General features: G+C 63.4%; 23 protein-coding genes. 6 read left to right on the forward strand and 17 right to left on the reverse strand.

Going from position 1 to position 26,221, the window contains the following annotated elements; translation table 11 throughout:
- Positions 1 to 25 precede the first annotated feature (25 nt).
- Genes AC1DRE_RS20085 through AC1DRE_RS20095 form a run of 3 tightly spaced genes read right to left on the reverse strand, consistent with a single transcriptional unit; the run spans position 26 to position 2,356 of the window.
- Entirely contained in the window at positions 26 to 979 is a 954-nt protein-coding gene (locus AC1DRE_RS20085) for an acyl-CoA thioesterase (RefSeq protein ID WP_476986261.1), read from the reverse strand.
- A complete protein-coding gene (locus AC1DRE_RS20090) occupies positions 948 to 1,436 on the reverse strand; it encodes a cupin domain-containing protein (protein ID WP_476986262.1) in 489 nt (162 codons plus the stop codon). The genes AC1DRE_RS20085 and AC1DRE_RS20090 overlap by 32 nt, the downstream gene beginning before the upstream one ends.
- Before the next feature lie 5 nt (positions 1,437 to 1,441).
- The gene (locus AC1DRE_RS20095) at positions 1,442 to 2,356 is read right to left on the reverse strand and encodes a fumarylacetoacetate hydrolase family protein (RefSeq protein WP_476986263.1); all 915 of its coding nucleotides are present in this window, start codon (positions 2,354 to 2,356) and stop codon (positions 1,442 to 1,444) included.
- 134 nt (positions 2,357 to 2,490) lie between these two features.
- On the opposite strand from AC1DRE_RS20095, the gene AC1DRE_RS20100 reads away from it, so the two are divergent.
- Positions 2,491 to 2,892: a RidA family protein gene (locus AC1DRE_RS20100; RefSeq protein WP_476986264.1), complete on the forward strand. Its 402-nt coding sequence runs from the start codon at positions 2,491 to 2,493 to the stop codon at positions 2,890 to 2,892.
- 111 nt (positions 2,893 to 3,003) lie between these two features.
- On the opposite strand, the gene AC1DRE_RS20105 is transcribed toward AC1DRE_RS20100, so the two are convergent.
- Positions 3,004 to 3,453 carry an acyl-CoA thioesterase gene (locus tag AC1DRE_RS20105; protein ID WP_476986265.1) on the reverse strand — a complete coding sequence of 150 codons (450 nt, stop codon included), beginning with the start codon at positions 3,451 to 3,453 and terminating at the stop codon, positions 3,004 to 3,006.
- A 189-nt stretch (positions 3,454 to 3,642) separates the two neighbouring features.
- Here AC1DRE_RS20105 and AC1DRE_RS20110 point away from each other — a divergent pair, with 189 nt between their 5' ends.
- Together AC1DRE_RS20110 and AC1DRE_RS20115 are read left to right on the forward strand one after the other, a co-directional pair.
- A complete protein-coding gene (locus AC1DRE_RS20110; protein ID WP_476986266.1) occupies positions 3,643 to 3,783 on the forward strand; it encodes a hypothetical protein in 141 nt (46 codons plus the stop codon).
- Positions 3,784 to 3,894: 111 nt separating this feature from the next.
- A complete protein-coding gene (locus AC1DRE_RS20115; RefSeq protein WP_476986267.1) occupies positions 3,895 to 4,755 on the forward strand; it encodes a PaaX family transcriptional regulator in 861 nt (286 codons plus the stop codon).
- 76 nt (positions 4,756 to 4,831) lie between these two features.
- On the opposite strand, the gene AC1DRE_RS20120 is transcribed toward AC1DRE_RS20115, so the two are convergent.
- From AC1DRE_RS20120 to AC1DRE_RS20145, 6 genes are all read right to left on the reverse strand, one after another.
- Positions 4,832 to 6,508: a thiamine pyrophosphate-binding protein gene (locus AC1DRE_RS20120; RefSeq protein ID WP_476986268.1), complete on the reverse strand. Its 1,677-nt coding sequence runs from the start codon at positions 6,506 to 6,508 to the stop codon at positions 4,832 to 4,834.
- A complete protein-coding gene (locus AC1DRE_RS20125) occupies positions 6,505 to 7,299 on the reverse strand; it encodes a cyclase family protein (RefSeq protein WP_476986269.1) in 795 nt (264 codons plus the stop codon). The genes AC1DRE_RS20120 and AC1DRE_RS20125 overlap by 4 nt, the downstream gene beginning before the upstream one ends.
- Positions 7,300 to 7,327: 28 nt before the next feature.
- Positions 7,328 to 8,905 (reverse strand): phytoene desaturase family protein, encoded by a 1,578-nt coding sequence (locus AC1DRE_RS20130; RefSeq protein ID WP_476986270.1) that lies wholly within the window; start codon positions 8,903 to 8,905, stop codon positions 7,328 to 7,330.
- 16 nt (positions 8,906 to 8,921) lie between these two features.
- On the reverse strand, positions 8,922 to 10,670 hold the full coding sequence (locus AC1DRE_RS20135; RefSeq protein ID WP_476986271.1) for a flavin reductase: 1,749 nt from the start codon (positions 10,668 to 10,670) through the stop codon (positions 8,922 to 8,924).
- A 49-nt stretch (positions 10,671 to 10,719) separates the two neighbouring features.
- Positions 10,720 to 11,961 (reverse strand): styrene monooxygenase/indole monooxygenase family protein, encoded by a 1,242-nt coding sequence (locus tag AC1DRE_RS20140; protein ID WP_476986272.1) that lies wholly within the window; start codon positions 11,959 to 11,961, stop codon positions 10,720 to 10,722.
- Between the two features lie 146 nt (positions 11,962 to 12,107).
- The gene (locus AC1DRE_RS20145; protein WP_476986273.1) at positions 12,108 to 12,902 is read right to left on the reverse strand and encodes an SDR family oxidoreductase; all 795 of its coding nucleotides are present in this window, start codon (positions 12,900 to 12,902) and stop codon (positions 12,108 to 12,110) included.
- 364 nt (positions 12,903 to 13,266) lie between these two features.
- On the opposite strand from AC1DRE_RS20145, the gene AC1DRE_RS20150 reads away from it, so the two are divergent.
- Positions 13,267 to 14,205, forward strand: a complete 939-nt coding sequence (locus AC1DRE_RS20150; RefSeq protein WP_476986274.1) for an AraC family transcriptional regulator — start codon at positions 13,267 to 13,269, stop codon at positions 14,203 to 14,205.
- Positions 14,206 to 14,336: 131 nt separating this feature from the next.
- Positions 14,337 to 15,644 carry an MFS transporter gene (locus AC1DRE_RS20155; protein ID WP_476986275.1) on the forward strand — a complete coding sequence of 436 codons (1,308 nt, stop codon included), beginning with the start codon at positions 14,337 to 14,339 and terminating at the stop codon, positions 15,642 to 15,644.
- 821 nt (positions 15,645 to 16,465) lie between these two features.
- Here the strand turns inward: AC1DRE_RS20155 and AC1DRE_RS20160 are convergent.
- The 5 genes from AC1DRE_RS20160 to AC1DRE_RS20180 all read right to left on the reverse strand — a co-directional run bounded on the left by AC1DRE_RS20160 (position 16,466) and on the right by AC1DRE_RS20180 (position 21,697).
- The gene (locus AC1DRE_RS20160; protein WP_476986276.1) at positions 16,466 to 16,696 is read right to left on the reverse strand and encodes a helix-turn-helix domain-containing protein; all 231 of its coding nucleotides are present in this window, start codon (positions 16,694 to 16,696) and stop codon (positions 16,466 to 16,468) included.
- Entirely contained in the window at positions 16,696 to 17,307 is a 612-nt protein-coding gene (locus AC1DRE_RS20165) for a hypothetical protein (protein ID WP_476986277.1), read from the reverse strand. Before AC1DRE_RS20165 ends, AC1DRE_RS20160 begins: the two co-directional genes overlap by 1 nt.
- 255 nt (positions 17,308 to 17,562) lie before the next feature.
- Positions 17,563 to 18,777, reverse strand: a complete 1,215-nt coding sequence (gene fdhA / locus AC1DRE_RS20170; RefSeq protein WP_476986278.1) for a formaldehyde dehydrogenase, glutathione-independent — start codon at positions 18,775 to 18,777, stop codon at positions 17,563 to 17,565.
- A 206-nt stretch (positions 18,778 to 18,983) separates the two neighbouring features.
- Entirely contained in the window at positions 18,984 to 20,399 is a 1,416-nt protein-coding gene (locus AC1DRE_RS20175; protein ID WP_476986279.1) for a ferredoxin reductase, read from the reverse strand.
- Positions 20,396 to 21,697 (reverse strand): aromatic ring-hydroxylating oxygenase subunit alpha, encoded by a 1,302-nt coding sequence (locus AC1DRE_RS20180; protein WP_476986280.1) that lies wholly within the window; start codon positions 21,695 to 21,697, stop codon positions 20,396 to 20,398. The genes AC1DRE_RS20175 and AC1DRE_RS20180 overlap by 4 nt, the downstream gene beginning before the upstream one ends.
- Positions 21,698 to 21,860: 163 nt before the next feature.
- Between AC1DRE_RS20180 and AC1DRE_RS20185 the strand changes: the two genes are divergently transcribed.
- Positions 21,861 to 22,793, forward strand: coding sequence for a LysR family transcriptional regulator (locus AC1DRE_RS20185; protein ID WP_476986281.1), 933 nt, complete (start codon positions 21,861 to 21,863; stop codon positions 22,791 to 22,793).
- An 85-nt stretch (positions 22,794 to 22,878) separates the two neighbouring features.
- On the opposite strand, the gene katG is transcribed toward AC1DRE_RS20185, so the two are convergent.
- Together katG and AC1DRE_RS20195 are read right to left on the reverse strand one after the other, a co-directional pair.
- The gene (gene katG, locus AC1DRE_RS20190; RefSeq protein WP_476986282.1) at positions 22,879 to 25,173 is read right to left on the reverse strand and encodes a catalase/peroxidase HPI; all 2,295 of its coding nucleotides are present in this window, start codon (positions 25,171 to 25,173) and stop codon (positions 22,879 to 22,881) included.
- Positions 25,174 to 25,790: 617 nt separating this feature from the next.
- A partial coding sequence (locus AC1DRE_RS20195; RefSeq protein WP_476986283.1) for a BCCT family transporter occupies positions 25,791 to 26,221 on the reverse strand: 431 nt, incomplete at its 5' end.

Consider the following 26,221-nt stretch of genomic DNA (forward strand, 5'->3'; position numbering starts at 1 on the left):
TATGGTTCGTTCTTCTGATGTCGGATTAGGATCCGGGCCGGATCATGCCCTCTTGGGCGACGGTGGCGAGCAGGCGGCCTTCGCGGTCGAAGAAGTGGCCAAGGGCCATGCCTCTGTTGCTTTGACCTGAGACTGCCTTTTGCGCGTACAGCACCCATTCGTCTGCACGGCCATCGCGGTGGAACCACATGGAATGGTCAAGGCTTGCCGTGGTGAGCCCGGGGGAGGACCAGTGCAGGCCCTGTGCCCTCAGGAGGGGCTCCAGGATGGTGTAGTCGCACACGTAGGCCAGGGCGATGCGGTGCAGGTTTGCGTCCAGTTGCAGGTTCGCGGAGCCCGGCAGTGCATCGAAGGCCTTCACCCAGATGGCCTGGTGCGCCTCGCGTCCGCCTTCAACCTGAACGTAGACGGGGCCGGGGACATGGCGCATGTCGAAGCTGCGTCCCGTGGACCAGTACTCCGCGGCAGGGCCATCGATGTCCTGGAGGACTTCTGCGGCACTGCGCAGGGATTCCGGATCGATGTCCGTGGGGGCCGCCTGCCCGGGCGTAACGGGCTGGTAGTCGGCCCCGTCTTCGGGAACCTGGAAGGAACCCATGGCGACGAAGACGGTTTTGCCGTTCTGGTATCCGCGGACGCTGCGGGTGGAGTAGCCGCGGCCATCACGGAGGCGTTCCACTTCGTACCGGACGGTTGATCCCACATCCACCGGACGCATGAAGTAGCTGTGCATGGAGTGCAGCGACCGGTCCCCGTCAACTGAACGCATCATCGCGGCAGCTGATTGGGCGACCATGTCTCCGCCGTAGGCCTTGGGCCAGGGAACGTACTGGGTGACAGCCTCGTACGCTTCGTCGTGGACCAGGGCCGGGACCCGGGTCAGTTCGATGGCCCGCAGGAACGCTGCGGAGGTCATCGTGGGGGTGGGGGCGGGAGCGTCCATGGCGTTATGCGCGCCGGTAGTCGGCGAGGGTGTCATCCGGAACGTCCTCGAGGTTGACCACGATGTTCTCCGGCGTGCGGGTGGTGAGCCAGACGAGTTCTTCGGTGACGGACATATTCGCCTCAACGTGTGGCATGAACGGTGGCACGAAAACCCAATCTCCGGCTTTCATGTCCTTGTATTCGGAGTAGTTTTCGCCGTAGTAGATGCGGCCGTGGCCGCGCAGGACGTAGCCGCCGGTTTCGGCTTTGCCATGGTGGTGGGGGAGCGAGCGGTAACCCGGAGTGTTGGATACCTGTCCGAACCAGATCTTCGTGGCGGGCGTGTGCTGGATGGAGACGCCGGATACGCGGACGCAGTCGCCGGACTGCGCCGTGTTGGTGTCTTCCTGCCCGGCCCGGGTGACGACAGGAACAACCTTGCCGTCGGGGCCGGCGTAGATGGAGTTGTCTCCCTCGGTGCGGTACTGGGTGGTCTCAGTCAGCTCGGTCATGGTCTTTACTCCTTGGTGGTTGTGGTGGCGACGACGGGGCGCTGGGCGGCTGCGTCGTCGTTGGTGTAGATGCGGATGGTGTTTTCCAGGCGTCCGATGCCTGCTACTTCGGTGGTCAGGACGTCTCCGTCCTGCAGGAAGCGGGGAGGGGTCATGCCCATCCCGACGCCCCCTGGCGTGCCCGTAAGGACGAGGTCCCCGGGGCGAAGTTTGGTGAACTGCGAAATATAGGACAGGAGACGGGCCGGGCCGAAGACCAGCGTCCCGGTGTTCCCTGACTGCACCAGCTCCCCGTTGACGTAGCCGCGGACCTCGAACTCCCCCGTTACGTCTTCAGCTGTGACCAGGACGGGTCCCACCGGGGTGGTTGCGTCGAAGGCCTTTCCCTGGAACCACTGCAGGGTGCGGTTCTGCCAGTCGCGCATGGACAGGTCATTCGCCACGGTGTAACCGGCGATCGCCTTGCGTGCCTGACCTTCGTCCGCCCGGAAAAGAGGGCTGCCCACGACGACGGCGAGTTCGGCTTCCCAGTCGACCTTCCCGCTGCCCCGGACTTCGATGGTGTCGTGGGCGCCGGTCAGCGTGTCCGCGTGCTTGGCAAAGAGCGTGGGGTACTCGGGCAAGTCCCGGCCCATCTCCTGGATGTGGTCGCCATAGTTCAGCCCGCAGCAGATCACTTTCCCTGCATCGGGCAGCAAAGGGGCAAATTCGGCGGTGACTGCCTCGATCGTCCCGGCATCCGCCAGTGAACCGGCAACGCCGGTGGCCGCCGCGGCAGCTGCCTCGATAATGGCCCGCCACTCGGGATCGGCCAGGAGTGCGCCCACGCTCGGGTAGGGCAGCGGCAAGAAGGCATCGGCGCCCAAGCCGAGGGCCGCCGTCGTACCGTCTCCGCCGGTGCGGAGTGTGGCCAGTTTCATCCGTTTGATTCCCTTCGTTCGATATGTCGACTTTTTTACGGTCGTCACATATGCTCAAGGTAGCACGATGCCAAGGACCCTAACAAGGGGCCTTTTCAAGCAGGAATCAAGAGCCGACTTCGCGAGGAGCAACAATGAGCAAGAAGACCGTCAACCCCGAGTCACTGCCCAAGCCGTCCGGTTACGCCCATGGCATCCTTGCCGGGAATGCGGTGTACCTGGGCGGCCAGACCGCACTGAACGCCAACATGGAGATTGTTCCCGGGGGCATTGTGGAACAGTTCAGGCAGGCGTTTTCGAACGTTTTGACCACCCTGCGGGCGGCAGGTGGGCAGCCGGAGGATCTGGTGAGCGTCACCATCTACCTGACCGATGTGGATGACTATATGGCGAACGGCCGGGAGATCGGGCGGATCTGGCGTGAAATGGCGGGTTCGGAATATCCCGCCATGGCCGGAATCGGCGTCACCCGCCTCTGGCAGAAGGAAGCCATGATCGAGATCCAGGGGATCGCCGTGGTCCAGGACCGCCAGTAGCGCCGCAGGATACAGACCCCCGACGGCGTGAAGCTGAATGGGGGGCAGGGAAACCCCCGGTGATCGTAGGTGCCCGATGAGGGTGCCGGTGCCACCGGGGGTTTCTGCGCGTTACTGGCCGGCCGTCCCCGCGGATTGCGCGGGTGCCACGGCGTCCACGACGGCGGCTGGCCAAGGCTGCGCTTTGGCTGAGCCCGGCGGAACATGGGCCACCGTCACAGTTCCAAAAGCGGCCAGGCCGCCGGCCAGGCCATTGTGTGGATGGCCCTGGATCTCGAAGGCATACGTCATCGACGTCCTGCCGAGCTTGGATATGCCCACGGTCGCGGTGATCCGCTGCCCGAACCACAGCTTGGCCTTGAAGTGGATCTCCTGGTGAATGCGAGGAACACTCGGGAAGTAGTCGGGCAGATTGAGGGTGCGAAGGAATAGCTCGGCCTCGGCGGACTCCACCCAGCGCATCACTGCCGAGTTGTGCTGGTGGCCGGAAGCATCCGTATCCACCCACTCAACAGTGCGTTCCACGCTGGCGCGGGGACTCGTTCGGGACAGGCGGTCCACGGCGGGCTCCTCTCGATGATCCGGATTCCACGAATATATCAGAACCATGACGTTCGCAAATTTTATCTAATAGAATCTTATGCTGATCTCTTTACGAGCGTCATGCTAGCGAGATAAAATTGGTTCAAGATGCATGATTTGGCGGACACAAGTGGTGATCCGCTCCACATGCCTTCACTAGGAGACAAGATGTCCGGATTACGCGCTGAGGAAACCAGGGAAAATACAAAGGAACTGACCATGGGCGCCCTGCTCGATGAAGAGTTCCGGTCTGTGTTCGGGGGAACCACGCCCGTGGCGTCGCCCTGGGTCGGCCTGAACTTCATCTAGCCGGCTTTCCATCGCGGCCGCGGTATTGCAGGCACGTCGTGAGTCCGCAGCCCGTCGGGGATGTAGCCTATGACTGTAAATCAGTCCCCGAACAAATAGAGGTAGCGCTGAATGGCCAAGGCCGAAGCCGTTCCTGACGTTGCTCCCACGCCGCGCCATCAACACCTGATCGTCACCGTGTACGGCCTGTATGCCCGTAACCAGGACGGCACGTTTGCGGTTGCGGACCTCATCCAGCTCCTGGGGGACCTGGGGGTTGAATCAGCCGGCGTGCGGTCTTCGGTATCGCGGCTCAAGAAGCGCGGAGTCCTTGTCAGCCTGAAGCGTGGAGGCTCTGCGGCCTATAAGCTCTCACCGGAACTCGAAGACGTGTTCAGCGCCGGAGATGAACGGATTTTCGCTCCCCGCCGCGCCCAAAAAGACGACGCCTGGCTCCTGGCGTCTTTCTCCGTCCCCGAGGCCCAAAGGCACCTAAGGCACCGGCTCCGGACCATCCTGACCCGGGTCGGCTGCGGACAGGTCTCCCCGGGACTGTGGATCGCTCCCGGGAATCTTGCGGATGAAGTGGAGCAGCAGCTTCGGCGGGCCGAGCTCATGGAATACGTCGACCTCTTTAAGGCAACGCATCTTACTGGAGGCCACATCGAGGAGAAGGTGGGTCAATGGTGGGACTTGCCCTCTTTGGAGGCCCTTTACACGGATTTCCTGCAACGGCACCAACCCGTACTCCAGCGGTGGGAGAAGCGTGAAGGAGATGCCGAGTCGCCTGAATTGCTGAAGCAGGCCTTTGCTGATTATGTTCCCATGGTCACGCAGTGGCGGCGGCTGCCCTATATGGACCCCGGGCTTCCCGAGGAATACCTGCCGGACAACTGGCACGGACTGGCCGCCCAGGAGCTCTTCACAAAGCTGCATGCGCTGCTGGGACCTAAGGCCCAGCGTTACGCGATCTCCGTCGTCGGATCGAATTAGGCCACGCTGCGAAGGGGCTGGGGCATGTCATGCCCCAGCCCCTTCGCACGTGTCCCGGTCCCCGGACCCGGTGGGGTCAGTGTCCCTGGAAAGCTTCGGCCAGCCACCAGGAGCCACCGTCCGAGGCGATCTTCGCATCGATCACCAACGGCCGGTCCTGCCGGCCGTCGCGGAAGGCCGCAACCCATTCCCGCACTGGTTCCAGGTCGTCAAGCGTCCGGACATTGACGCCGTCGGCCCCGTATCCCCTGGCGATCGCCGCGATGTCCGTCTCCGGGAACGACACGCTGGCCAGCTCCTCTTGCGGGTGGTACCCAGCGAAGTGGTGGACCTCGGCGCCGTACGCGGCGTCGTTGTAGACGATGCAGACCAGCGGCAGTTTGAGCCGGACGGCCGTTTCCAGTTCACTAATGCCCATCAGGAATCCACCATCGCCCGAGCCCAGTACCGGTAGCCGGTCAGGCCGCGCAACGGCAGCTCCAATCGCCGTGTAGAGCCCAAGGCCGATGGCCTGAAAGGCCTGCGTGAAGCAGAAGCCGAACTCGTCCGGTACCGCCAGATACTGGCTGGGGTAACCCATGAAGTTGCCCGAATCCACTGCCACGATCCTGTCTGCAGGAAGGAGCGAATCGAGTTGCCGGCTGATTACCCGCGGGTCGATCAATGTCGCAGTGCTGAGGTCCGGTGTTTCCACGTCCCGCCACCGTGCGCCCTGCTTGATAGCGAGGGCATTCTGCTCGGTGCGGTATTTTTCCGCCGCGGAAGGTTGGATCCTGCGCAGGCCGTCCAGCACATTGTCGGCTGTGAGGGCGGAATCGCCCAGCACGCCCAGGGTGATCTGCCTGTTGGCGCCCAGCGAGGAATCTTCGACGTCGACTTGGACAACTTTTGTTCCGGGGGAGATCAGGCGGCCGTGACGCATAGTCCACATATTTAGCGCGCATCCCCAGCCGACGATGAGGTCCGCTGACGTGATGAGCTCGGCGGTCAACGGAGAGGAAAAGCCGCCGGAGATGCCCAGATTGTGCGAATCTCCGTTGAACAGGCCGTTGGCCACGGCCGAAGTAGCCACAAGGGCCCCGGCGTGCCGGGCCAGGTCCAGGATGGAATCCCGGGCCTCCCTCCCGCCGCGGCCGGCGACGAACACGGGACGTTCCGCCTGCGAGATCAGTTCCACCAGCTCATTGACGGCGCCGGCATTCGGACGGATCGGGGCCCGAACGGGTACGACGACGGCGCTCACCGTGTCTGCGGCGGTTCCGCTTTGGACGTCCAGCGGCAGGCTGAGGACCACGGTCCGGCGCTCGTTCACTGCGGTGCGGAAAGCCCGGACCGTATCCGCGACGGCCGTTTCGGGGGAGTGGATCCGCTCGGCCACCGCGCCGACGCTGCGGGCCAGGGCGTCCTGATCGATCTTGAAGTTGGACCGGATGGCTGCCGCCTGCGTGTCGGCAGTTAGCACGATCATGGGCGTGCGGCTCTTCGCAGCTTCTCCGACGCCGGTGATGGCGTTGGTCAGTCCGCAGCCTTGGTGCGTGGTCACGACGCCCACTTTGCCGGACATCCTGGAGTAGGCGTCGGCCATGGTGGCCGCGCCGCCTTCATGGCGGGCCGCGGTGTACGGAATTCCGGCCTTCATCAGGGTGCTGGTGACATCGAAGTTGCCGCTGCCCACCACACCGAAGACGTGGCCGACGCCAAGCTTCGCCAGCGTCTGGCCCACCAGGGTGGAGACTTTTACTTCCCCGCTCATGCGCTCTGCTCCGATGCTGCGGCCTCGACCAGTGCGTAGACCCGGCTGGGGCTGCCGGTTCCGCCGACAATGGGCAGGGGGGCAACCACCAGCGTCGCTCCTGTGACGGGGAGGCGCTCAACGTTCCGCAGCGACGTCACACCGTATTTGTCAGCACCCAGAAGGAATGAATGCACGGGGAACATGGGGTCGAGCGTGGCTGCCTGCCCGGCGTCGATGCCCACCGTTTCCACGCCGAAGCCGCTGATGGAGGCGTTCCCCGCAAGCCATTTGGCACCTGCCGCAGAGACGCCGGGAGTGTGGGGACCGGCGTCGTCAGCGTTCATGAAGTCCACGGCGTTAGCGCCGCGGGCGGACCAGCCGGTGCGGAAGATCACCCAACAGTTTTCCGGGAACGGGCCATGCTCCTGCTGCCACCGCTCGAAGTGTTCCGGCTCCAGCAGGAAGTCGGCGTCCCGTGCAGCTTCGGCGGTCTTGTCAATGACCACGGCCGGCCCCACCAGGCGGTGTGGCTCGATCTGGTCGACGGACTTCCCGTCCTTGCCTGTGATCCAGTGGACGGGAGCGTCCAGGTGTGTCCCGGCGTGTTCGCCCACAGTGACGTCGTTCCACGCCCAGGCGGGTCCGGCGTCGTCGAAATTGCTGACGGGCGTCAGGGACAGTCCAACCGTGTTGGCGAGTGGTTGGGGAAGATTCAGAATGGGGGTATCACCGCTGAGCGGCGTAGTGAGGTCGACGACGTTGATGGCGCCGGATGACAAGGCTGCGGTGAGCTCATTTAGAACAGACATTGTTCTCCTGTCGGGTTGATGTATGGGTTCATTTCAGTTTTTGGGCCACCAAATGCCCCGATCCGCCGGATAGCCCGGGGCCGGGGTGGGTGGACGCGCCGATATGCCACAAGCCCTTGACCGGGGTTTTGTGGTTCGCGGCCTGGGGGAAGGGCCGCCAGAGGAGGTTCTGGAAGAGTTCCGCTGATCCGCCGTAGGGATCGCCGTTGACGGCATTGGGATTTTCCGTGGCAAGATCGGTCGGTGCGAGGATGTCCCAGGCCAGAACGGATGCCCTGGTGCCCGGTGCGAACTGTTCGAGCCTGGCCAGGACGCGCTCCATGTACTGTTCCTTGAGCTCGGGTGACCAGCCACCGTCCACATCGAGCGCCCCTGCGGCGTCCGCCACCGGCGTGCACGGCACTTCCTGCAGCTGCAGCCACAGCGTCGCTTTGCCTGCCGGCGCTCTGGAGGGATCCAGGACGCATTGTTGACCGACGACGACGGTAGGTTCCGTAGGCAACAGCCCGGCCTCGGCCTGGGCACAGGCAATACCTGTGCTGTCGGAACCGTTGCTCAGGTGAATCAGGGGCACCGTATCCAAGCGGGGATCCAGCCATTGGACCGGCCTGCTCAGGGCCAGATGGATCTGCATTGCCCCGCGGCCGTTCTGATAGCGCGCCGCTGCGTCGGCCAACCCGGCGGGTGGCCGACGCAACAGCCTGGAATACAAGGCCTGGGGAGACACATTCGCCAGGACAGTCCGGGCATTGACCAGGCCGCCGGAGGTCTTCACACCCATGACACCCTTGGAGTCGACCAGGATTTCCTCGGCTTCGGTGTCCAGCATGATCCGGACGCCGTTATCCCTCAGGAGGGCCTCGAAAGCTGCAATGAAGTTCGAGGCGCCGCCTTTGACCACCGGGAGACCATGGCCATGCATGCTCAAGGCCATGACCGGAAGCATGACGCCCCCGGTTGCCTGGTCCGGGCCGAGACCGGCATGAAGAAGCCACGGAGACCACAGCTGATCGGCTTCCCATCCGTCAAACCGGCTGCGGAGGTAATTGCGGCCGCTCATCACCGAATCCCGCACGAAAGCCTCGGTACCCTTGACTTTCCCCCGTTTCAGGGCGCCGGCGGCAATCTTCACCACCTCCTTGACAGATCGCAGTTCAGCGCCGAACGCACCGAAAATGGTGCCCGCATTGCGGCCGAGATCTTCCAGCATCGCCAGGTACGCGCCCTCATCCCCACGGGCCTGCAAAGCCGAAGCCGTGAGCCCCGGATCGCGATGGGCAACGACGACCCGGTGGCGCCCTGTCCGCGGGTCGGCCGCCACGCTGGCCGTCACGGCGCCGTCGGCATTGCAATAGTCCAAACCCCTGGCATGCAGCTCGCCTCCCAGCTCTTGGTAAGCGCCTCCCGAAACAAACAAAGGATGCCAGGAGGAGAAGGAATCGTGGATGAAACCGGGCAGGGTCCGTTCCGCTGAATGGATGAAGCCGCCGAGCCTGTCGGCCCGTTCAATGAGGCAGACGCCCTTCCCGGCCATCGCCAGCTCCGCGGCGGCCACCAGGGAGTTGATCCCCGAACCAATAATGGCAATGTCGATCGAATCGTCCATGGAGGGCACTGTCCTTTCAGAAGTCCGGGTGATTGGTGGCTGCGTGGTACTTTCCGCTGTGAAACAGCAGGGGATCCCCTCCAGCATTCTCGTACTTCTCGACCTCGCCGACGTAGATGACATGATCGCCGGCATCGTGGCGTGAGACCGTCCGGCACTGGAATGTGGCAACAGCACCGTCCAGCAGCGGAATCCCGGCGATTCCCTCAGAAGTTTCCGCGCCAGCAAACTTGTCGGTTGACGGGGTGGCGAACTGGCGCGAGAGGACGTGCTGGTCGCTCGCGAGGATGTTGATGGCGAAATGCGTGGATTCCTCGAAGTCCGCAAGGCTGGGGGCCCGCTTGCTGGGGCACCACAACACCAAAGGTGGTTCCATCGAAACGGACGTAAAGGAATTGGCGGTCATTCCCACCTTCCGTCCATCGACGCCGAGCGTGGTGACTACGGTGACGCCCGTGGCGAACTGGCCCAGGGCACCCCTGAAATCCCTCAGATCAAAAGCTGACGAATCTTCGTCCTTGCATGCCTGCACAAACTCACCGGCGGCAGTGGGATCGAACCACCAGGGATAGAACGTGCGAGGATCATCGAAGCCTCCCGCAATGCTCGCCGCCAGCGCCGGATGTTCTGCCGCTTCGGCCAGCACAGCCTGCTGGTGTTCCCGCCGGGTTTTGAGCATGTCATTCGTCCACGCCACCGCCCACTGACCCCAGCCCCGCCAAAATTCGTCAAAGGTGCGTTCCATCCACTGCTTGTCGAAAGGCTGCTGCCCCCGCCGGACGATGGAATCCAGGTAGTACTTGGCGGCCAGCGTCGCATTGTTGGACCCCTGGCCCGTCAATGGATCGTTGAGCAGCACGGCATCGCCCAGGCCGAAGACCAGGTTGCCATTGCCCAGCTCGCCCACAGCAGAACGGACAGTGGGGGTGATCCGGCCAAGGAGAGTTGCCCCGTCATCGGTGAGCGTTGCGTTGGCGAAGTTCTTCGCCTCGTGGGGGAAGTGCTCCTCCAGGATTTCCAGCGAGCGGCTCAGCTGTCCCTCCGGACTTGCAACATCGGCCCACTTGTCCATCGGGCCGCCTACGACCCCTTCAAAGACCATCATTTGGCAAGGCCCGGACACGGTAAGGCCGGGAAAGGTGAAGAATTCCCCGACGCCCGGGACTACTGACATGCGAATGCTGCCACTGGGCTGTTCGGCCGGTTCGCCGGCTGGTGCATCCAGCAAGACGTAGTTCAGGGCGAGGACCCTTTGCGGCCGATCGAACGGGGACTTGGACCTGTCCTTGGGGAAGATCTGGGCTATCTCGCCCTTGCCGGTGCTGACGATGACGAGTTCGTAGTCACGTGATAGCTCCTCCAGCATGCGCGCCGTGACCTTCTCTATGCGGAAATCGCCGCCTCCGGCCACGAAAGCTTCAATCCAGGCTGCACTCTTGATCCGCTGGTCCACTGAGTGGGCGGTTCCGTCAAGGGGCGCTTCCCAGTCGATGGAATCACCGCCGGCTTCGCCTTCAACACGCAACCGTATGGCGTTGATTGCGGGCACAGCTTCTTCGTCATACAGGTTTGTCAGAGCTGAACTCAGCTGTGCTTCCGCGGCGAGGGCGGTGGGAAACATGCATTGGCTGGACATGACCTTGCCGGTACGGATTTGGGCTGCCGAGCGGTCGGAGAACAGTGTGATTGCGTACCCCTCCCGCTGCAGGCCCAAGGCCAGTTGGGCGCCGGATTCGCCGGCTCCGACGATTGCGATCTTTCGCATCTCTAGTCTTCCTTCGAAGGACGTTGTTGCCTGGGCATTGGAGCGACAATCAGGTCGCTGGTACGGAGTTCACGCTTGCAAGGTACGCTGCTGCCTTGTCCGGGTACATGAACCACTCCTGGAAGTCCGGCGGGTTGTTGAAACCGTTGGCAAAGCGGTGGGCGATTTCGGCGGACTGGCCGGCGGCTCCCAGGAGCTCGAGAACGTGCGGGGGCGGGGGAGCCAGAAGGGCGTTAGTCCACTGCGCAACGTGCTGGGCATAGTTCCAATACGCTTCGAATGTGGCCTGCATGAAGGCTGCGTCGAAGGAGGCATCGCCGTGTTCCTTGATGCTCTGCAGGTACGAGGCCGCACATTTGCTGGCGTTGTTGGAGCCCTGGCCGGTGATGGGATCATTAAGGACCACGACGTCGGCAAGGCCCAGGACGATCCGGCCGCTGGGCAGGGTGGCAATGGGATGCCGAACGGTGGGGGCAAAGCGGCCTTGCAGGAAGCCGTTAGGGTCGGTCAGTTCGACGTCGGCGGCGCGGCTAGCTTCCCACGGCAGGTACTGCTTCAGGATGTTCTTGGACTTTTCCAGGTGCTCCGCGGGCGTCAGGCTCTGCCAACAGTCCATGGGCCCGCCGGGGATGCCTTCAAACACCATGATCTCGCAGGGGCCGGTTGTGGTGAGGGCGGGGAAAGCGAAGTATTCGCCGACCCCGGGAATCAGGTTGAAGGAAACGGCCGAGAATTCTGCCCGGGGTTCCATTCCGTTCACGTAGGTCAAGGCCAATGCACGTTGGGGTGCGTCGTAGGCGCTGCGCTCGGCGTCGCGGGTGAAGAGCTGTGCAATTTCTCCCTTGCCGGCGGCCACAATGACAAGGTCGGAGGTCAGGGCATAGCGTTCGAGTTCCTCGACGCCGGCGTCCTCGAATACGAGCTCGCCTCCCTGGGCCACAAACTCGTCCATGAACCGGGGGAATTTGACGCGTTGGTCAATGGACATCGCCGGGTCGTCGAGGCGGGACGCCCAGCTGATGGCCATCTGCCCTGCGGCGTCAGGGTGCGGAATCGTGAAGGAGATTCCATCAACCGTAGGAGCCTCGGGCCAGAAGTCCAGGCCGAGCGCCCTCTCGTGTTCCAGTGCATTGTGGAAGATGCACTGGCTGGAGGAGACCTTGCCTTCGTGGATTTCTTCGGCCGTGCGGTTGGATATTGTGGTCACTGCGAAGCCGGCTTTGAGCAAACCAATGCCCAGCTGCAGGCCTGATTGTCCCGCTCCGATGATGGTGATGTGGCGTTGCGTCATGTTGTTGCCCTTGTCTTTCTACTGTGTCGGCATCCGTGAATGAATGGGGGAGTGGCTATTTGACCCGGCCTCGGGGCGGGTTCGGGGTGGGTTTGTTCCCATCCGGGGAGGCCCGTGTGGACGGTTTTGAAGTCGTTCATTTATCGTCACCTCGTTTCAGCGGCGAGTAAGGGAATGGTTTCCTCGGCGCGTTCCGGCCCCAAGGCGGAGTACCCGCCGTCGACCGCCCAATCAGCACCGGTCACAAAGCTGGCCGCGTCGCTGGCGAGGAAGGCAACCACGGCTCCGATCTCTTCCGGCCGTCCCACCCGCTTTAGAACGTGGAAGGGTGCCGCCACGGCATCCGTCTTTTCAAGGTCTCCATTAGTCAGGGAGTCCATGATGTTGCTCCACACCCATCCCGGACTGACCGAGTTGACACGGATGCGGTCTTCGGCGAAATCCACTGCCATGCTCCGGGTCAGCTGAACGAGCGCGGCCTTGCCCGCCGGGTAGAGCCAGCGCCCTGTCTGGGCGACGGAACTGGAAATCGAGGTGAAATTAATAATGGCTCCGCGCTGGGACGCCTTCAGGTACGGTCGCGCGGCCCTGCTTGCCATGACTGCGCTCACGACGTTGACGTTCAGCGCTTCGAGCCAATCGTTCCGGTCGGACGCCGCCCCGTCGTCTTTGTAGGTGCATGCCAGGTTCACGAGGATATCGATGCCGCCGTGCGATGCTGCGGTGTCACCCATCAGCTTGGACACGGCCGAGTCATCCGTGATGTCGGTGTGCGAAAAGCTGACGCCGTCGCCCAGGGTGTGGAGCTGGGCGCCTCCGTCTGCATCGATGTCGGCAACGACGACAGCAGCACCTGCCTCGCGGAGCGCCGCGACTACGCCGCGGCCGATCTTGGTTACGCCGCCGGTGACGATTGCGGTCCTGCCTTTGAGTCCTGACATGGTCAAAACCTTTCGTGGTGAATCTGTGGGATTAGTTGGGTTTCTTGCGCACGGCGTTGGTCATACCCGAGGGATTGGCTACTTGGCGGGGGGCCTGTGTGCGGGCTTCGGGTGAGTCCGTTCCCATTCCATGCGCCGTTCGTGTACGAGCTTGACGTTCTTCATCTCTGCTCACCCCTTCCAACGGGTTCCGTTGTTGCATTTCCATGACGTGCGTCATACTTGTTCTAAAAGTGACTCTATTCACACCCTGAAAACCGGTATATCCAGTTGGCGCAGGGCTCATCCGAAAAACGAAACCGGGGAAGTCAGGTGCGCGATGGTGAAGATCCTCCCGCGCGACGTCTTAAGGGGCCGCCCCACCGTGGCCACCACGGATGTCGATGATGCCCACCAGAAGGTTGCCGAGTTGTTCTGTGGCCATGATCTGGTTCCGCAGGCCCGTGCCAAGTCTGTGGACATGAAACTGCGGTCCCTCCATCGGGGCGACGTCGGAATCGAGTATCTGGACTACGGCGCGGAGGTCCGCATTAATCCCCAGGGCTTGGAGAACTTCCACCTGGTCCAGATTCCCCTCGCCGGCCATGCGCACATGGACGTGGGCTCATTCGCGGTCGAATCCAGTCCCAGAACGGCAACGGTTCCGCCGGTCGACCGTCCCTTTTCGATGACGTGGGATATTGGCACTCCGCATTTGATTGTCTATGTCAGGCGCCTTGCGCTTGCCTCGGTGGCTGAACAGCTCTATGGGGACAAGCCGCGTGACGGTGTGAAGCTCGGCTATGCGATGGACCTGACCGGTGCGGCGGGGCGGGCATTCCTGAGATCCGTCGTCGAACTGCATGACGACATGATCAGTCCGGCATCCAGCGCCGCTCCCGTCTTTGTCCAAAGGCTCCTCGTGGACACCATGCTGTCGCGACTGCTTATGGCAATGGACAACACGGCCGGGAAGGAGGAAGGACTCGCTCCGGATTCGGAGAGTCGATTGATCCGGCGGTTCCGCGACCTCCTTGAACGGCACGCTTCCGAGGAGCTCGCAGTGCCGGACATAGCTGAGAATCTCGGGGTTTCAGTGCGAACCCTCCAGTTGGCCCTTCGCTCCGAAGTCGGGGCAACGCCGTCGGAGCTGCTGAGGAGGGTCCGGCTGGATCGGGCCCGGGAAATGCTCCTTGCGGCGGAGCCCGGGCAGGAGACCATCATTTCAATCGCCGAGCGCTGCGGCTTCTCGCACCAGGGCCGTTTCTCGGCTCTCTACCTCGACACGTTTGGCGAGCTGCCGTCCGAAAGCCTTCGGCGATAGCTCCTTTCTATGACGTATTTCTAACGATCGTTACGACTCAAGTATGGAGAACTATTTACTGTCGTAAACAATCCGTGTCATCATTGGCGTGATTCACACCACATACCGCATCGTGAGAACGAGAGGCATCCATGGCGCAGTCACTGCCAACGGCAACAAGAACCGAGGCCGCCCCGGCCTGGAAGGGGCGCACGGTCCTCCTTCTTTGTTTTGTCACTATCGTTTTTGACGGATACGACCTCGTCATCTTCGGCTCCACCGTTCCCTCCATCCTGAAGTATCAGGAATGGGGACTCACCACGGCCCAAGCAGGCCTCATCGGCAGCCTTGCCCTCATCGGCATGCTGCTCGGGACCATGTCCGTCGGGATACTCACAGACAGGCTTGGCCGACGCCGGATCATGTTGGCGAGCATCACGGTGTTTTCGATCTGCATGCTGATCACCGCCTTCGCGCCGTCCGCCGAAATATTCGGCGCACTGCGCTTTCTCACAGGACTCGGCCTTGGCGGCGTTGTTCCCACCTGTATCGCCTTGACGGTTGAATACGCCCGCAAAGAGCGGCGGCAAATTGCCAACGCCCTCATGTTCAGCGGCTATTCCGTCGGCGGCGTCGGGGCGTCCCTTCTGGCGATCAACCTCCTGCCGCACATTGAATTCCGTTGGTTGTACGCTATCGGCGCCTTGCCGCTGGTGACCCTTCTGCCGGTGGCGTGGAAGCTGCTGCCCGATTCCGTGGCCTACCTCGCCCGCAGCGGCCGCACCAAGGAAGCGAAGGACACGGCTAAGCGCTATGGACTGGTTTACTCGGATATCGTTTCGTCCCAGGATGCGGCAGAAGGTCCGGCCAGGAAATCCAGCCTCCGAACGATCTTTTCCAGCAAGTTCATCCTGTCGACCATTCTTTTTGCCATGGCAAACTTCTGCGGCCTGCTCCTCGTTTACGGCCTGAACACCTGGTTGCCGCAGATCATGCGGCAGGCCGGCTTCAATCTGGGGGATTCCCTGACGTTCCTGCTCGTCTTGAACGCCGGAGCCATCGTCGGGTCCGTGAGTGCTTCCGTCATCGCGGACCGGATAGGGATCAAGAAGGTCGTCACGGCCTCTTTCGTGTTGGCCTTCGTGGCCATCCTCATGCTGACCCTCCAGTTGCCGCTTGCCGCGCTCCTGGTGATCGTCGCCTTCGCCGGTCTTGGCTCGGTAGGCACGCAGATCCTGGTCGGCGGCTACTGTGCAACCCACTACCCCCAGTCGCTCAGCGCAACCGCCCTGAGCTGGTCGCTGGGAGTCGGCAGGGTCGGGGCAATTTGCGGCCCGATCATCGGCGGCGCCGTTGCCAGCCTGGCACTCGGTTGGCAGCTGAACTTCTACATGTTCGCGATCTTTGCCGTCATCGGTGCGGCGGTCGTATTCGCCGTCCCGCGCAGGCTCCGTCCGTGATCTAGGCTGCCTGCCAAGGCGCATGAATGAGGGCGCCGCCGGATTCCCCTCTTGCGAGAGGCTGGTGCTCATGGAGTCCACGCCAGGCCGAAAGCGTGGCAGGCGTCATTCGATGCCTGCCACGCTTTTGTGTCAAAGGGGAATTGTGGACCGGATGCGCCGAGGTTGCGCAGGGGCGGCCGCGTGGCGGCTTCGGCTTCCTGGCATGGTCATGGTCAAATCCTTCCGGCGGAATCCAGTACCGCCCTCGCCCTCTTTGCAGAAGGTGAAGTGGCCGCCCTGGTGAGCTTCGCCGTCGTGCAGTAAGGGAGCATAAGCTCAGGCCTGTTACAGACCATGCCATGGACGGGTGAGACACAAACCCGCCTCGCTCGCTTTACGGGAGGGGGTGGTGTTCTGTCCGTCAATTCCTGAACTCGGATGGTTTGGGAGTGCGCGTCCGAACCATCGAGCTGGTCCCCGAGTAGTTCCGGGATGCGCTGCTGGCTTCTTCTGATCTCGTCACGGAGCCGCTGGTTCTCTTGGCGCAGAAGGTCACGTTCGACTTGAGGCGGAGAAGAAGGGGTTCGTTTCTCCGGGTGCTGCCTCCGCGACCGTGATGGGCGTGCGCGTGCGTTCCATTGCCGCAAGCGTAGCGAGGACTGCTTGTCGTTTGGCCTTGCTGTCTGTCCTTCGTTGTTGCAGCAGTGCCGCTGACTTGGGCTCTGAACCTGTGGTCATGCGTCGTCGTTGTTTCGCGCCCGTCGGATCCGCAGGCTCCCGACCGGAATGGGCGAATACTGACCAGAGACCGGGGACCACATGGCCCGCATCACGCGCCCTTACGAGGTCGTGACGATCAGCAGGTCTCCGACCGCACAGTCGAGAACATCACAGATCGCGGACAGTGTGGAAAAGCGGATCGCACGCGCCCGGTCGTTTTTCAGCACGGACAGGTTGACGAGACTGACGCCTACCCGCTGGCTGAGCTGGGTCAATGTCATGCCCCGGGCCGCGAGGAGCTCATCCAGCCTGCAATGTATCCGCTGCTCTTCATCTGGTGCGGGGGCCATCAGATCAGCCCGTCCAATTCCAGCTGCTGACGCCGGCCCGTCTCGAACATGCTCGCGAGAGCAGCAGCGCCGAGTCCAACCGCGACCGGCCACACATCCAGTTCCATGAGGAAGAAGGCCCCGGTTTCCCGTGCCGGAAGCAACGCGATCCGGCTCAGGATCGAGTGGTGGGCGATGGCGTCCATAAACGGACCCAGGAGCCCCCAGGTCATCACGGCGAGGCCCGAGATGCCGACCGCGCGGGCCAACTGCTTGCCGAAGCCTGTGCCGCGGTACACGGACCAACTGACCAGGCCCAGAGTCGCTGCGGACAACAGCCCGGCAAGACCGCCCAGGAGTCCTGATCCGAGCAGCAAAGAGCGTTCAGTCGGGGTGAGGCTGGTCGGCTTCACTTCGGCTGTGGCATACGCGGCCTGGAGGACTTCACTGTTGCCCTCACCCAGCGCCGGCGTCGCCAGGTTCGTGAGCGGCACATTCAGCAGCGGAGTGCTCACCAGTCCTGCGAACACAGCTACAACCGCCGCGACGGCGATGCTGAGCGCCGCAAGTCCAAATACGATCGCGAACAGCAAAGCGACCTTGCGGTCCAAATGAGCAAACGTAGTTGCCATGGTCCATCCCCAATTCAAGACATAGTTTATCGTTTGTCATTAACATAACGACAAACGATAAACACTTCAAGGCTGCGGTGGGTGTTTGGATTGGGCGCGTCGAAGGTGGGGTCTTTGCCTGCGCTCCAGCGCCGGAGATCATCGACGGGTGGTTTCATTGTCAAAGACGACGCGGTCATTGCACCACCCACACGGTCTGGGTGATGCAACGACCGCTCTAGCCTGCCTGTAGGGAACCCCCTTCCTGACCTTGGACTAGTTGCTGAGGTAGCCGTTCGGGTTCAGGACATACTTCGTGGCGGCTCCGGCATCGAATTCCGCGTACCCCCGCGGGGCATCCTGGAGCGAAATGGCCGTGGCATTGACCGCCTTGGCGATCTGGATCCTGTCATGCAGGATCGCCATCATCAGCTGCCGGTTGTACTTCATTACCGGGCACTGGCCCGTCGCGAAGGAGAGGGACTTCGCCCAGCCGGTGCCCAGGGACAGGGACAGGCTGCCCTTCTGGGCCGCCTCGTCCGCGGCGCCCGGATCCCCGGTGACATAAAGGCCGGGAATGCCCAGGGACCCGCCGGCGGCGGTAAGGTCCATCAGCGAATTGAGCACGGCAGCCGGCGCCTCCTGGGCCCCGGCACCGTGTCCGCGGGCCTCGAAACCGACCGCGTCGATCCCGGCGTCGACCTCCCGGACGCCGAGAAGCTGCTCGATCTGGTCAGCCGGGTCGCCGTTGGCCACGTTGACGGTTTCGCAGCCAAAGGATCGGGCCTGGGCCAGGCGATCCTCATTGAGGTCCCCCACGATGACCACCGCGGCCCCCAGCAGTTGGGCACTGGCCGCCGCTGCAAGCCCCACGGGACCGGCCCCGGCAACATAGACGGTGGACCCGACGCCGACACCTGCCGTGACGGCCCCGTGGAAACCGGTCGGGAGGATGTCCGAGAGCATGGTCAGGTCCATGATCTTCTCCAGGGCCTGGTCCCGATCAGGGAACCGCAACAGGTTCCAGTCCGCGTAGGGGACCAGGACGAACTCCGCCTGCCCGCCGACCCATCCGCCCATGTCGACATAGCCGTAGGCGGACCCGGGACGGTCCGGGTTCACGTTCAGGCAGATCCCGGTCTTACCCTCCTTGCAGTTCCTGCAGCGCCCGCAGGAGATGTTGAAGGGGACTGAGACGATGTCCCCGACCTTGATGAACTCGACGTCGGGCCCGGTCTCGATGACTTCCCCGGTGATCTCGTGCCCCAGGACGAGACCGGCCGGGGCGGTCGTACGGCCACGAACCATGTGCTGGTCCGAGCCGCAGATGTTGGTGCTCACGGTGCGCAGGATGACCCCGTGGGGGACCTTCCGGCCGACATTGACGGGATTGACGCCGGGGCCGGCCTGCAGTTCAAAGGTGGGAAACGGGGTATCGATGATTTCCACGATCCCCGGCGCCTTGTATGCAACGGCTTTGTTACCTGACATTGGATGGCTCCTATGGTTGGCGGTCGAACCCTCACGGTGATGCTGGTCGCATGAGACTGCCTGTGAGGTGGTTGTGGTCAGTTTTCGTGAAGCAAGTTGGGTCAATGGATACGTGCAGCGCATATCGCCACGGGGCAACGAAGGCGTTCAGGCCGGCTGTGGCGATAGATGGGGTTTGCTGTCCGGCCTAGAGCAGCTGGAGGCGGCTAGGCATCGATCACCAAATCGGTGCGCGCGGTAGAGCAGCAGGGCAGGAACTTGCCTGCATCAATTTCCCGTGCCCGGATCCCGCCCTGGTGGTTCATCTCGACCTCCCCGGAAAGCTTGACCACCTTGCAGGAGCCGCACATGCCTTCCTTGCAGTTCGCGCCGATCCTGACGCCCGCACGCTGGGCCGCTCCGAGGATGTGTTCGGTGGGATCGATGAGCACATTGATGCCGGTGCGCATGAAGGACAGGGTGAGGCTTCCCGTTCCGACCGTGTCGAAGCTCGAGGCATCAGGGGACACGGCCTCCGGCCGCACTTCCGAGCCGCCGTCGGGGGCTTCGGGACCGGGCGCGTCCGAGTCCACGGTTTCCAGGGGCAGCCCCGCGGCCTTCAAGGGTCCCTCGGCGTCGTAGCCGGGCTCGTAGAGCCCGAACGCGGCGGGCTGGCTTTCGTAGTAGTCCTCGGCGGAATCGGCGATTTCCTCGGCGATTTCCTCCGCAATGTCCACTGCGAACGCGAGCTCCGCCTGGTATTCAAGGATCGTCTGGCGGTCTCCCGAGAAGAACTCCATGTAGATGGACGTGTCGTCGACGCCGACCTTCCTGAGGAGATCGGTGGCGGTGTTCAGGTAACCCTCGGGGCCGCAGGCATAAACCTGGCGGCCGTTAGCATCGGGGGCAACGTCGTCAAGCATGGCTGCCGTCAGCCTTCCGGTGAGCCCTTCCCACCCCTCGGGTATGCTGCGGTCGCCCAAGGAATAGAAGACCTTGACGCGCGAGTCCACGGAGGCGATGTAGGCCAGCTCCTTGTGGAAGGCAAAGCCTCCGGCCTCCGCGCCGTGGTAGAGCACCACGACATCGGCCGTTCCGGGCAGGGAGTGGATGGTCCGCAACATCGACATGATGGGGGTAATGCCTGCGCCGGCGGCCAGCAAGAGGTACCGTGCCCGCCGGTCGGCATCGGGCAGGTGGAATGCCCCGACCGGTCCGAGCATCTCGAGGACGGTGCCGGGTTTGACGTTCTCGTGCACCCACGGTGAGACCAGTCCGGTGGCGTCGCGTTTGACTGTGATGTTGAAGGTCCACGGCTGCGTGGGCGAACTGGACAGTGAGTAGCTGCGGTCCACCGCATCCTGGTCCTCGCCGTTCACGGGAAAGGCGACGTTCACGTACTGACCCGCTCGGAATGCCAGTGGCGCACCGTCGCAGCGGCGGAACACGAAGGTCATCATGCCGCCCACTTCGGGAACGGTCTCGACACATTCGGCCATGAACTCCTGCGGATGCCAAGGACCCAACGCGCGGGCGGCGCCGGCGGGTCCCTCCGTGCTGCCCATCACCCTGTTCCACGGCATCTCCAGACCGCGAATGCGCTGTGGTTCCTGGATTGCCGTCTCAGTGAGGAGTTCAATCATGCCAAGTGCTCCTGAACACGCTGCACGTACCAGTTGATGAACGCCTCCACCTGGTATTCGCTCTTCATGTACGGGCCGGGCTCGTAGGCGGGGCTGCTGGCGCCCTTCTGGCACAGCTCCACGAACGCCTTGTCCTGCAGGTTGGTCTGTTTCCAGGTATAGGTGAGTTTCTCCAGATCGTAGTCGACGCCTTCCTCGGCGTCGTCAGCCACCAGCCAGGTGGTGCGCACCAGGGACTGGTGTTCGTTGATGGGGAAAACGCCGAACGTGATGACGTGGTCGCTCTGGAAGTGGAACCAGCTGTTGGGCTGCAGGTGCATCGAGCAGCGGCCAAGGCGGAAGTCCCGCAAGTCGCCCAGCAGCTTCTTGGAGAGCCTGCGCCCATCGGGAGAGAACGATTCGCCCTCACCATCGAGCGATTCCCGTGAGATGCGGATACCAGCTATGCGTGTGTCTAGCTCCTCCACCACCTCATAGGGAAGGCCATAGCGGCGGCAACGTTCCTCGAGCGAGGACTGTGCTTCCTTGTTGCGGTCCCACACTTCCTCAAGGTGGGCCGGGATCAGGCCCTCCGTCAGGCCCCAGGTGGGAAAGAGGGAGCAGGCGAGCTCCGGGTGGCCGTCACAGTGGTAGCACTCACGGTTGTTTTCCATGACGAGCTTCCAGTTGCCCTCCTCAATGATGTTCTGCTGGTAGGCGATTTTCGTCTTCGACAGATCGTGGGGCGCGAGGTAAGGCTCGAAGATCTTAGCGGTTTCGTCGAAATCCGCCGGCGGTTCGTCCGCAATGCAGACGAAGATGAGTCCGGCGACCACGCGGCTGTGGGCGCGCTTGAGGCCGAAGCAGCCCTTGTCGAACTTCGTTTCCCCAGGCGCCGAGGCGTGGATGAGATTTCCCTCTGGGGAGTATGTCCAAGAGTGGTAGCCGCAGACCAGGTTTCCTGTTGACCCCGCGGGCTCGGTCAGGACGCGGGCGCCGCGGTGCCGGCATACGTTGTGCAGGACGTTCACGCCGCCGTCGTCGTTGCGCAGCACGATCAGGGAGTAGGGCCCGTAGTCGACGGTGACGTAGTCGCCCGGCTCCGGCAGTTCGGCGATGCTGGCGGCAAAGATCCAGTGCTGGCCAAAAATGGCTTCCATGTCGATTTTGAAAATCGTGGGATCGGTGTAAAAGGGGGCATCGAGGGAATATCCCTTGCGCCGGAACTCGAACAATCCGCTGATTTCCGCCAGCTGCTCTGCAGGCAAGGAAGAAGCGAGTTTTCCGCGTGAGTTGAGGGGCAAGACTGGAGCAGACATGTGTTTCCTCCCGGGAGGCGTGGGTAAGTGTGTGTTTCGTCGGGACCACGGCTGCATGGGGGTGCGAGCGGCGTTGTCGAAAAACCTTGTACTCATGAGATTAGGGATGATTGAACCGCAACAAAAGCGCAAGATTTGGAAGATAACCGTGCACAATAGATGCATGATCGATGCGAGGCTCATCACACTTCGGGTGTTTGCCCGGTGCGGCACCATTGGCGCAACCGCGGAGCTCACGGGGTATTCTCCCTCCGCTGTCTCCGCGCAACTGCGGGAGCTCCAGCGCGTGCTTGGAATGCAGCTGCTGACGAAGGACGGCAGGGGCGTGCGGCTGACCGCCACGGGCCGCTTTCTCGTAGCGGGCTCGGACACGCTCATCGCCGAATGGGAGAGCCTGCGCGCCGCGGCCATGGAGGCCGGTGACCAGGTGCAGTCCCGTTTTGGCCTCGGCGGTTTCTCTACGGCGGCCGCCCAGTTGCTCGCGCCGCTGGCCGCCACCCTGCGTTCAACACGCCCCCAGCTGGAGGTGCAGGTGCTCGAGGCCAACCCGGACCGCTGCTTCGACTTGTTGGTTGCCGAGCGAATCGACCTCGCGGTCATCGTCGCCATGCAGTCCGACATCCATGTGGAGGACGATCCGCGCTTCGAGCAGACCGTTCTGCTCGACGATCCCCTGGACGTGATCATTCCCTCCGACCATCCGTTGGCATCGCGGGAAACGGTGACGCTCGAAGAGCTGGCCTCGGAACCCTGGATCACCGAGGCCGCCGGTTCCACCTACCATTCCCTATTCACCGCGGCCTTCACGGCAGTCGGGGTGACACCACGGATTGCCCATGAGGCTGTTGAATGGGAAACCCAAATCGCCTTCGTGGGTGCGGGGCTGGGCGTGGGCCTGCTGCCGCGGCTGGCGCCCCTGCGTAGCGCCGAAAACGTGGTTCGACTGCGCATCACGGGCAAGGGGAAGCCCGCGCGCCGCATTGTCGCTGCGGTGCGCAGGGGCAGCATCGCATCGCCCCTGATCCAGGAGTCGCTCGGCATCCTGCAGGTCAGCGCGAATCGGATCCTCGCCGCCCGACCCGAAGACGATCTCTGAAATCGCATGGCCGCGATTCGTTGCCGAAACGCCCCGCCCTCCGTAGATGGAGGGCGGGGCGTTGGTGTTTGCCCGGAGGCATCGTTCAGTTCAGGTCGAAGCGGTCGAGTTCCATTACCTTCACCCACGCCGCCACGAAGTCGTTGACGAACTTCTCCCTGGCGTCATCGCTCGCGTAGACCTCGGCCAGCGCCCTGAGCTGGGAGTTGGAGCCGAAGACCAGGTCCACCGGTGTGGCGGTCCACTTCAGCTCGCCAGTGGCGACGTCGCTGATCTCGTAGACGTTCTCCTCGCCCTCCGACGCCTTCCACCTCGTGCCCGGGGAGAGCAGGTTGATGAAGAAGTCGTTCGTCAGGACCTGGGGCTTGTCGGTGAAGACGCCGTGGGCGGAACCGCCGATGTTGGCGCCCAGGGCACGCATGCCGCCGACGAGCGCTGTCATCTCCGGTGCGGAGAGGTCCAGAAGGTACGCCTTGTCGAGCAGGAGCGTCTCCGGCTGGAGCTTCTCGCCGTGGCGCACGTAGTTGCGGAACCCGTCCGCCCGCGGCTGCAGGTACTGGAAGGACTCGACGTCGGTCTGGTCCTGGGCGGCGTCGGCGCGGCCGGGCCGGAACGGCACGGTGACGGCGAAGCCGGCGTCCTTCGCAGCCTTCTCCACCGCCGCGCAGCCGCCGAGGACAATCAGGTCAGCGAGGGAGACCTTCTTGCCCCCGGCCTGGCCGGAGTTGAACTGCTCCTGCACCGCCTCGATGGCCTGCAGCGCCGTTTCCAATTTGTCGGGCTCGTTGATCTCCCAGCCGCGCTGGGGCTCGAGCCGGATCCGTGCCCCGTTGGCGCCGCCGCGCTTGTCGGTCTTGCGGAACGTGGAAGCCGCCGCCCACGCCGTGCCGGCGAGCTGCGAGACGGACAGGCCGGAGTCCAGGAGACTGGCCTTGAGGGATGCGATGTCCTCCTCGTCGATCAGCTCGTGGTCCACGGCGGGGATGGGATCCTGCCAGAGCTGCGGCTCCGGGACCCACGGCCCAAGCAGGTTGGGGCTGACGGGGCCCATGTCGCGGTGCAGCAGCTTGTACCAGGCTTTGGCGAACGCGAGCGCGAACTCGTCCGGGTTCTCCAGGAAGCGCCGCGAGATCTTCCCGTAAGTTGGGTCGACGCGCAGCGAGAGATCGGTGGTGAGCATCGTGGGCCGGTGCTTCTTCTCCGGATCGTGGGCGTCCGGAATGATCTTCGGACCGTCCTTGGCCACCCATTGCTTGGCACCGGCAGGGCTCTGGGTGAGCTCCCACTCGTGCGCGAACAGGATCTCGAAGAAGCGGTTGCTCCATTGGGTCGGCTTGTCGGTCCAGGTGACTTCGAGGCCGGACGTGATGGTGTCCGCCCCCTTGCCGGTCCCGTACGTGCTGAGCCAGCCCAGGCCCTGCGCCTGGAGGTCGCCGGCCTCAGGTTCGGGGCCGACGTGGTCGTCGGCGCTGCCGGCGCCGTGTGTCTTGCCGAAGGTGTGGCCGCCGGCGATCAGCGCAACGGTCTCCTCGTCGTTCATCGCCATGCGCTTGAAGGTCTCGCGGATGAAGGCCGCGGCCGCGGCCGGGTCCGGATTGCCCATCGGCCCCTCGGGGTTGACGTATATCAGGCCCATTTCGGTGGCGCCGACGTCGTCCGCCATCCTGCCTTCGCCGGTATAGCGTTCGTCGCCGAGCCACGTGTCCTCGGGCCCCCAGAAAATTTCCTCAGGCTCCCACACGTCCTCGCGGCCGAAGGCGAAGCCAAAGGTCTTGAATCCCATCGACTCGAGGGCTACGTTGCCCGCCAGGACCAGCAGGTCGGCCCAGGAGAGCTTCTGGCCGTACTTCTGCTTCACGGGCCACAGCAGCCGCCGGGCCTTGTCGAGGTTGGCGTTGTCCGGCCAGCTGTTGAGGGGCGCGAACCGCTGGGTTCCGTCCCCTGCACCGCCGCGGCCGTCATGGACGCGGTAGGTGCCGGCGGCGTGCCAGCTCATCCGGATCATCAGGCCGCCATAGTGGCCGAAATCCGCGGGCCACCAGTCCTGGGAGGTGGTTAGGACCTGCGTGATGTCCTGTTTCAGTGCCTCGACGTCGAGCTTCTGGAACTCCTCCCGGTAGCTGAACGCCGGGCCGAGGGGGTTGCCCGCCGGGTGGTGGGCGTGGAGTACGGAGAGGTCCAGTTGGTTTGGCCACCAGTCCGCGATGGTCCGCGGCCGGTGCGCCTTGGGCTGGGGCGCGTCGATCGCAGGATTCTCACTTTCGCTGCCGTGCGATGTCCCGCTGCCGTGCGCCACCGGGCAGCCGCCCTCAACCTTGCTGTCCAAACCCTGGGCGCTTCCGGGGGTGGGGACCGGGGGATGTTCCTGCCTATCAGTCATGTGCTTTCCTTCCATATGGCCGAGGCCGCGGTCGGACTCGGACAGCCGGTGCAACCCTCCTATTTGACCATGAGCGGGTGTGCGGGGGAGAGCCCCGTCGGCAAGGAAACCTCCGGTTGCCTGACTCACCGAGAACCTTCGTGTTGGCAGTACGCCTGCCCCGATAGGCCCGCACAGAGTAGGTTCCTCGGAGCCGGAATCGCCGTGGCCAAACGGTTAGTCGGGCGAACAGGGACACCATCCGGGAATACCTAAAGACGCAGAGGCTGTTGCAACTATGGCCAGGGCACCAAGGATTGCTATTGAGGCCGCGCGACGCCGCCGCAGTCAGCGTGGACCGGGGTCACTGTCGACATACGAGCCGGGGCGGGTTCCGTTGTCGTGTTGGCAATTGCAGCCCCCATCCAGCTGCAGCCGAACAGTGACTGGACTTGAGGACTCCAACTGGATATTCACGAAATCCTTCCCTTCGCTGCTAACCCGGAGAATCTGTTCTTGGTCGTGGTGCTGGGACATGTCGATAACCTTTGCTATGCGTTGGAGGTGGGCGTGCTTAGGCGGCACGGGCCGGAACAAGCCGCGTGCCACCGGGGTGGCTTGCTACTTAAGGTGCGCAGCTATTTACCGTCTGGGTCCGGATGCTGGGTCCGGACGGTTGGGATCCTCCCCGTGGGAGTCCCTCCCAGACAGTCCGAGTCGGGGCACGTTTCGGCGCAGTCGTGCTTAGTGACCAGTTCGAATTGGACGCCGCCGTGTTGTTCCACGCCGGTGCGGATGGCGCGTTCGACGACGGTTGTGGCGAGTCGTTGCCGTAGGGCGAGGGGGTCCCGACGCAGGTCTTTGGCGAGGGCGAAGCAGAGCAGGAGCATGACGATGACGAAGGGTAGCGCCGCGACGATGGTGATTCGTTGGAGGCCGGCGAGGGCTTCGGAGGGTTTGTCGCCGCCGGCCAGTAGCATGACTGCTGCCACGGCGCCGGTGAGGCAGCCCCAGAAGATGACTACTCCGCGGCGGGGGTGTTCGGCGCCGTTGGAGCTTAGTGATCCCA

It is taken from the genome of Arthrobacter sp. P4_H3, from assembly GCF_056400885.1.

Coding starts and splice junctions, on each gene's coding strand:
- AC1DRE_RS20180 (WP_476986280.1), bottom strand. CDS start 21,697: ATGTCTGCTCCAGTCTTGCCCCTCAACTCACGCGGAAAACTCGCTTCT.
- AC1DRE_RS20120 (WP_476986268.1), bottom strand. CDS start 6,508: ATGAGCGGGGAAGTAAAAGTCTCCACCCTGGTGGGCCAGACGCTGGCG.
- AC1DRE_RS20155 (WP_476986275.1), top strand. CDS start 14,337: ATGGCGCAGTCACTGCCAACGGCAACAAGAACCGAGGCCGCCCCGGCC.
- AC1DRE_RS20115 (WP_476986267.1), top strand. CDS start 3,895: ATGGCCAAGGCCGAAGCCGTTCCTGACGTTGCTCCCACGCCGCGCCAT.
- katG (WP_476986282.1), bottom strand. CDS start 25,173: ATGACTGATAGGCAGGAACATCCCCCGGTCCCCACCCCCGGAAGCGCC.
- AC1DRE_RS20135 (WP_476986271.1), bottom strand. CDS start 10,670: ATGCGAAAGATCGCAATCGTCGGAGCCGGCGAATCCGGCGCCCAACTG.
- AC1DRE_RS20130 (WP_476986270.1), bottom strand. CDS start 8,905: ATGGACGATTCGATCGACATTGCCATTATTGGTTCGGGGATCAACTCC.
- AC1DRE_RS20145 (WP_476986273.1), bottom strand. CDS start 12,902: ATGTCAGGACTCAAAGGCAGGACCGCAATCGTCACCGGCGGCGTAACC.
- AC1DRE_RS20110 (WP_476986266.1), top strand. CDS start 3,643: ATGTCCGGATTACGCGCTGAGGAAACCAGGGAAAATACAAAGGAACTG.
- AC1DRE_RS20125 (WP_476986269.1), bottom strand. CDS start 7,299: ATGTCTGTTCTAAATGAGCTCACCGCAGCCTTGTCATCCGGCGCCATC.
- AC1DRE_RS20165 (WP_476986277.1), bottom strand. CDS start 17,307: ATGGCAACTACGTTTGCTCATTTGGACCGCAAGGTCGCTTTGCTGTTC.
- AC1DRE_RS20100 (WP_476986264.1), top strand. CDS start 2,491: ATGAGCAAGAAGACCGTCAACCCCGAGTCACTGCCCAAGCCGTCCGGT.
- AC1DRE_RS20090 (WP_476986262.1), bottom strand. CDS start 1,436: ATGACCGAGCTGACTGAGACCACCCAGTACCGCACCGAGGGAGACAAC.
- AC1DRE_RS20140 (WP_476986272.1), bottom strand. CDS start 11,961: ATGACGCAACGCCACATCACCATCATCGGAGCGGGACAATCAGGCCTG.
- AC1DRE_RS20185 (WP_476986281.1), top strand. CDS start 21,861: ATGATCGATGCGAGGCTCATCACACTTCGGGTGTTTGCCCGGTGCGGC.
- AC1DRE_RS20160 (WP_476986276.1), bottom strand. CDS start 16,696: ATGGCCCCCGCACCAGATGAAGAGCAGCGGATACATTGCAGGCTGGAT.
- AC1DRE_RS20175 (WP_476986279.1), bottom strand. CDS start 20,399: ATGATTGAACTCCTCACTGAGACGGCAATCCAGGAACCACAGCGCATT.
- AC1DRE_RS20095 (WP_476986263.1), bottom strand. CDS start 2,356: ATGAAACTGGCCACACTCCGCACCGGCGGAGACGGTACGACGGCGGCC.
- fdhA (WP_476986278.1), bottom strand. CDS start 18,777: ATGTCAGGTAACAAAGCCGTTGCATACAAGGCGCCGGGGATCGTGGAA.
- AC1DRE_RS20085 (WP_476986261.1), bottom strand. CDS start 979: ATGACACCCTCGCCGACTACCGGCGCGCATAACGCCATGGACGCTCCC.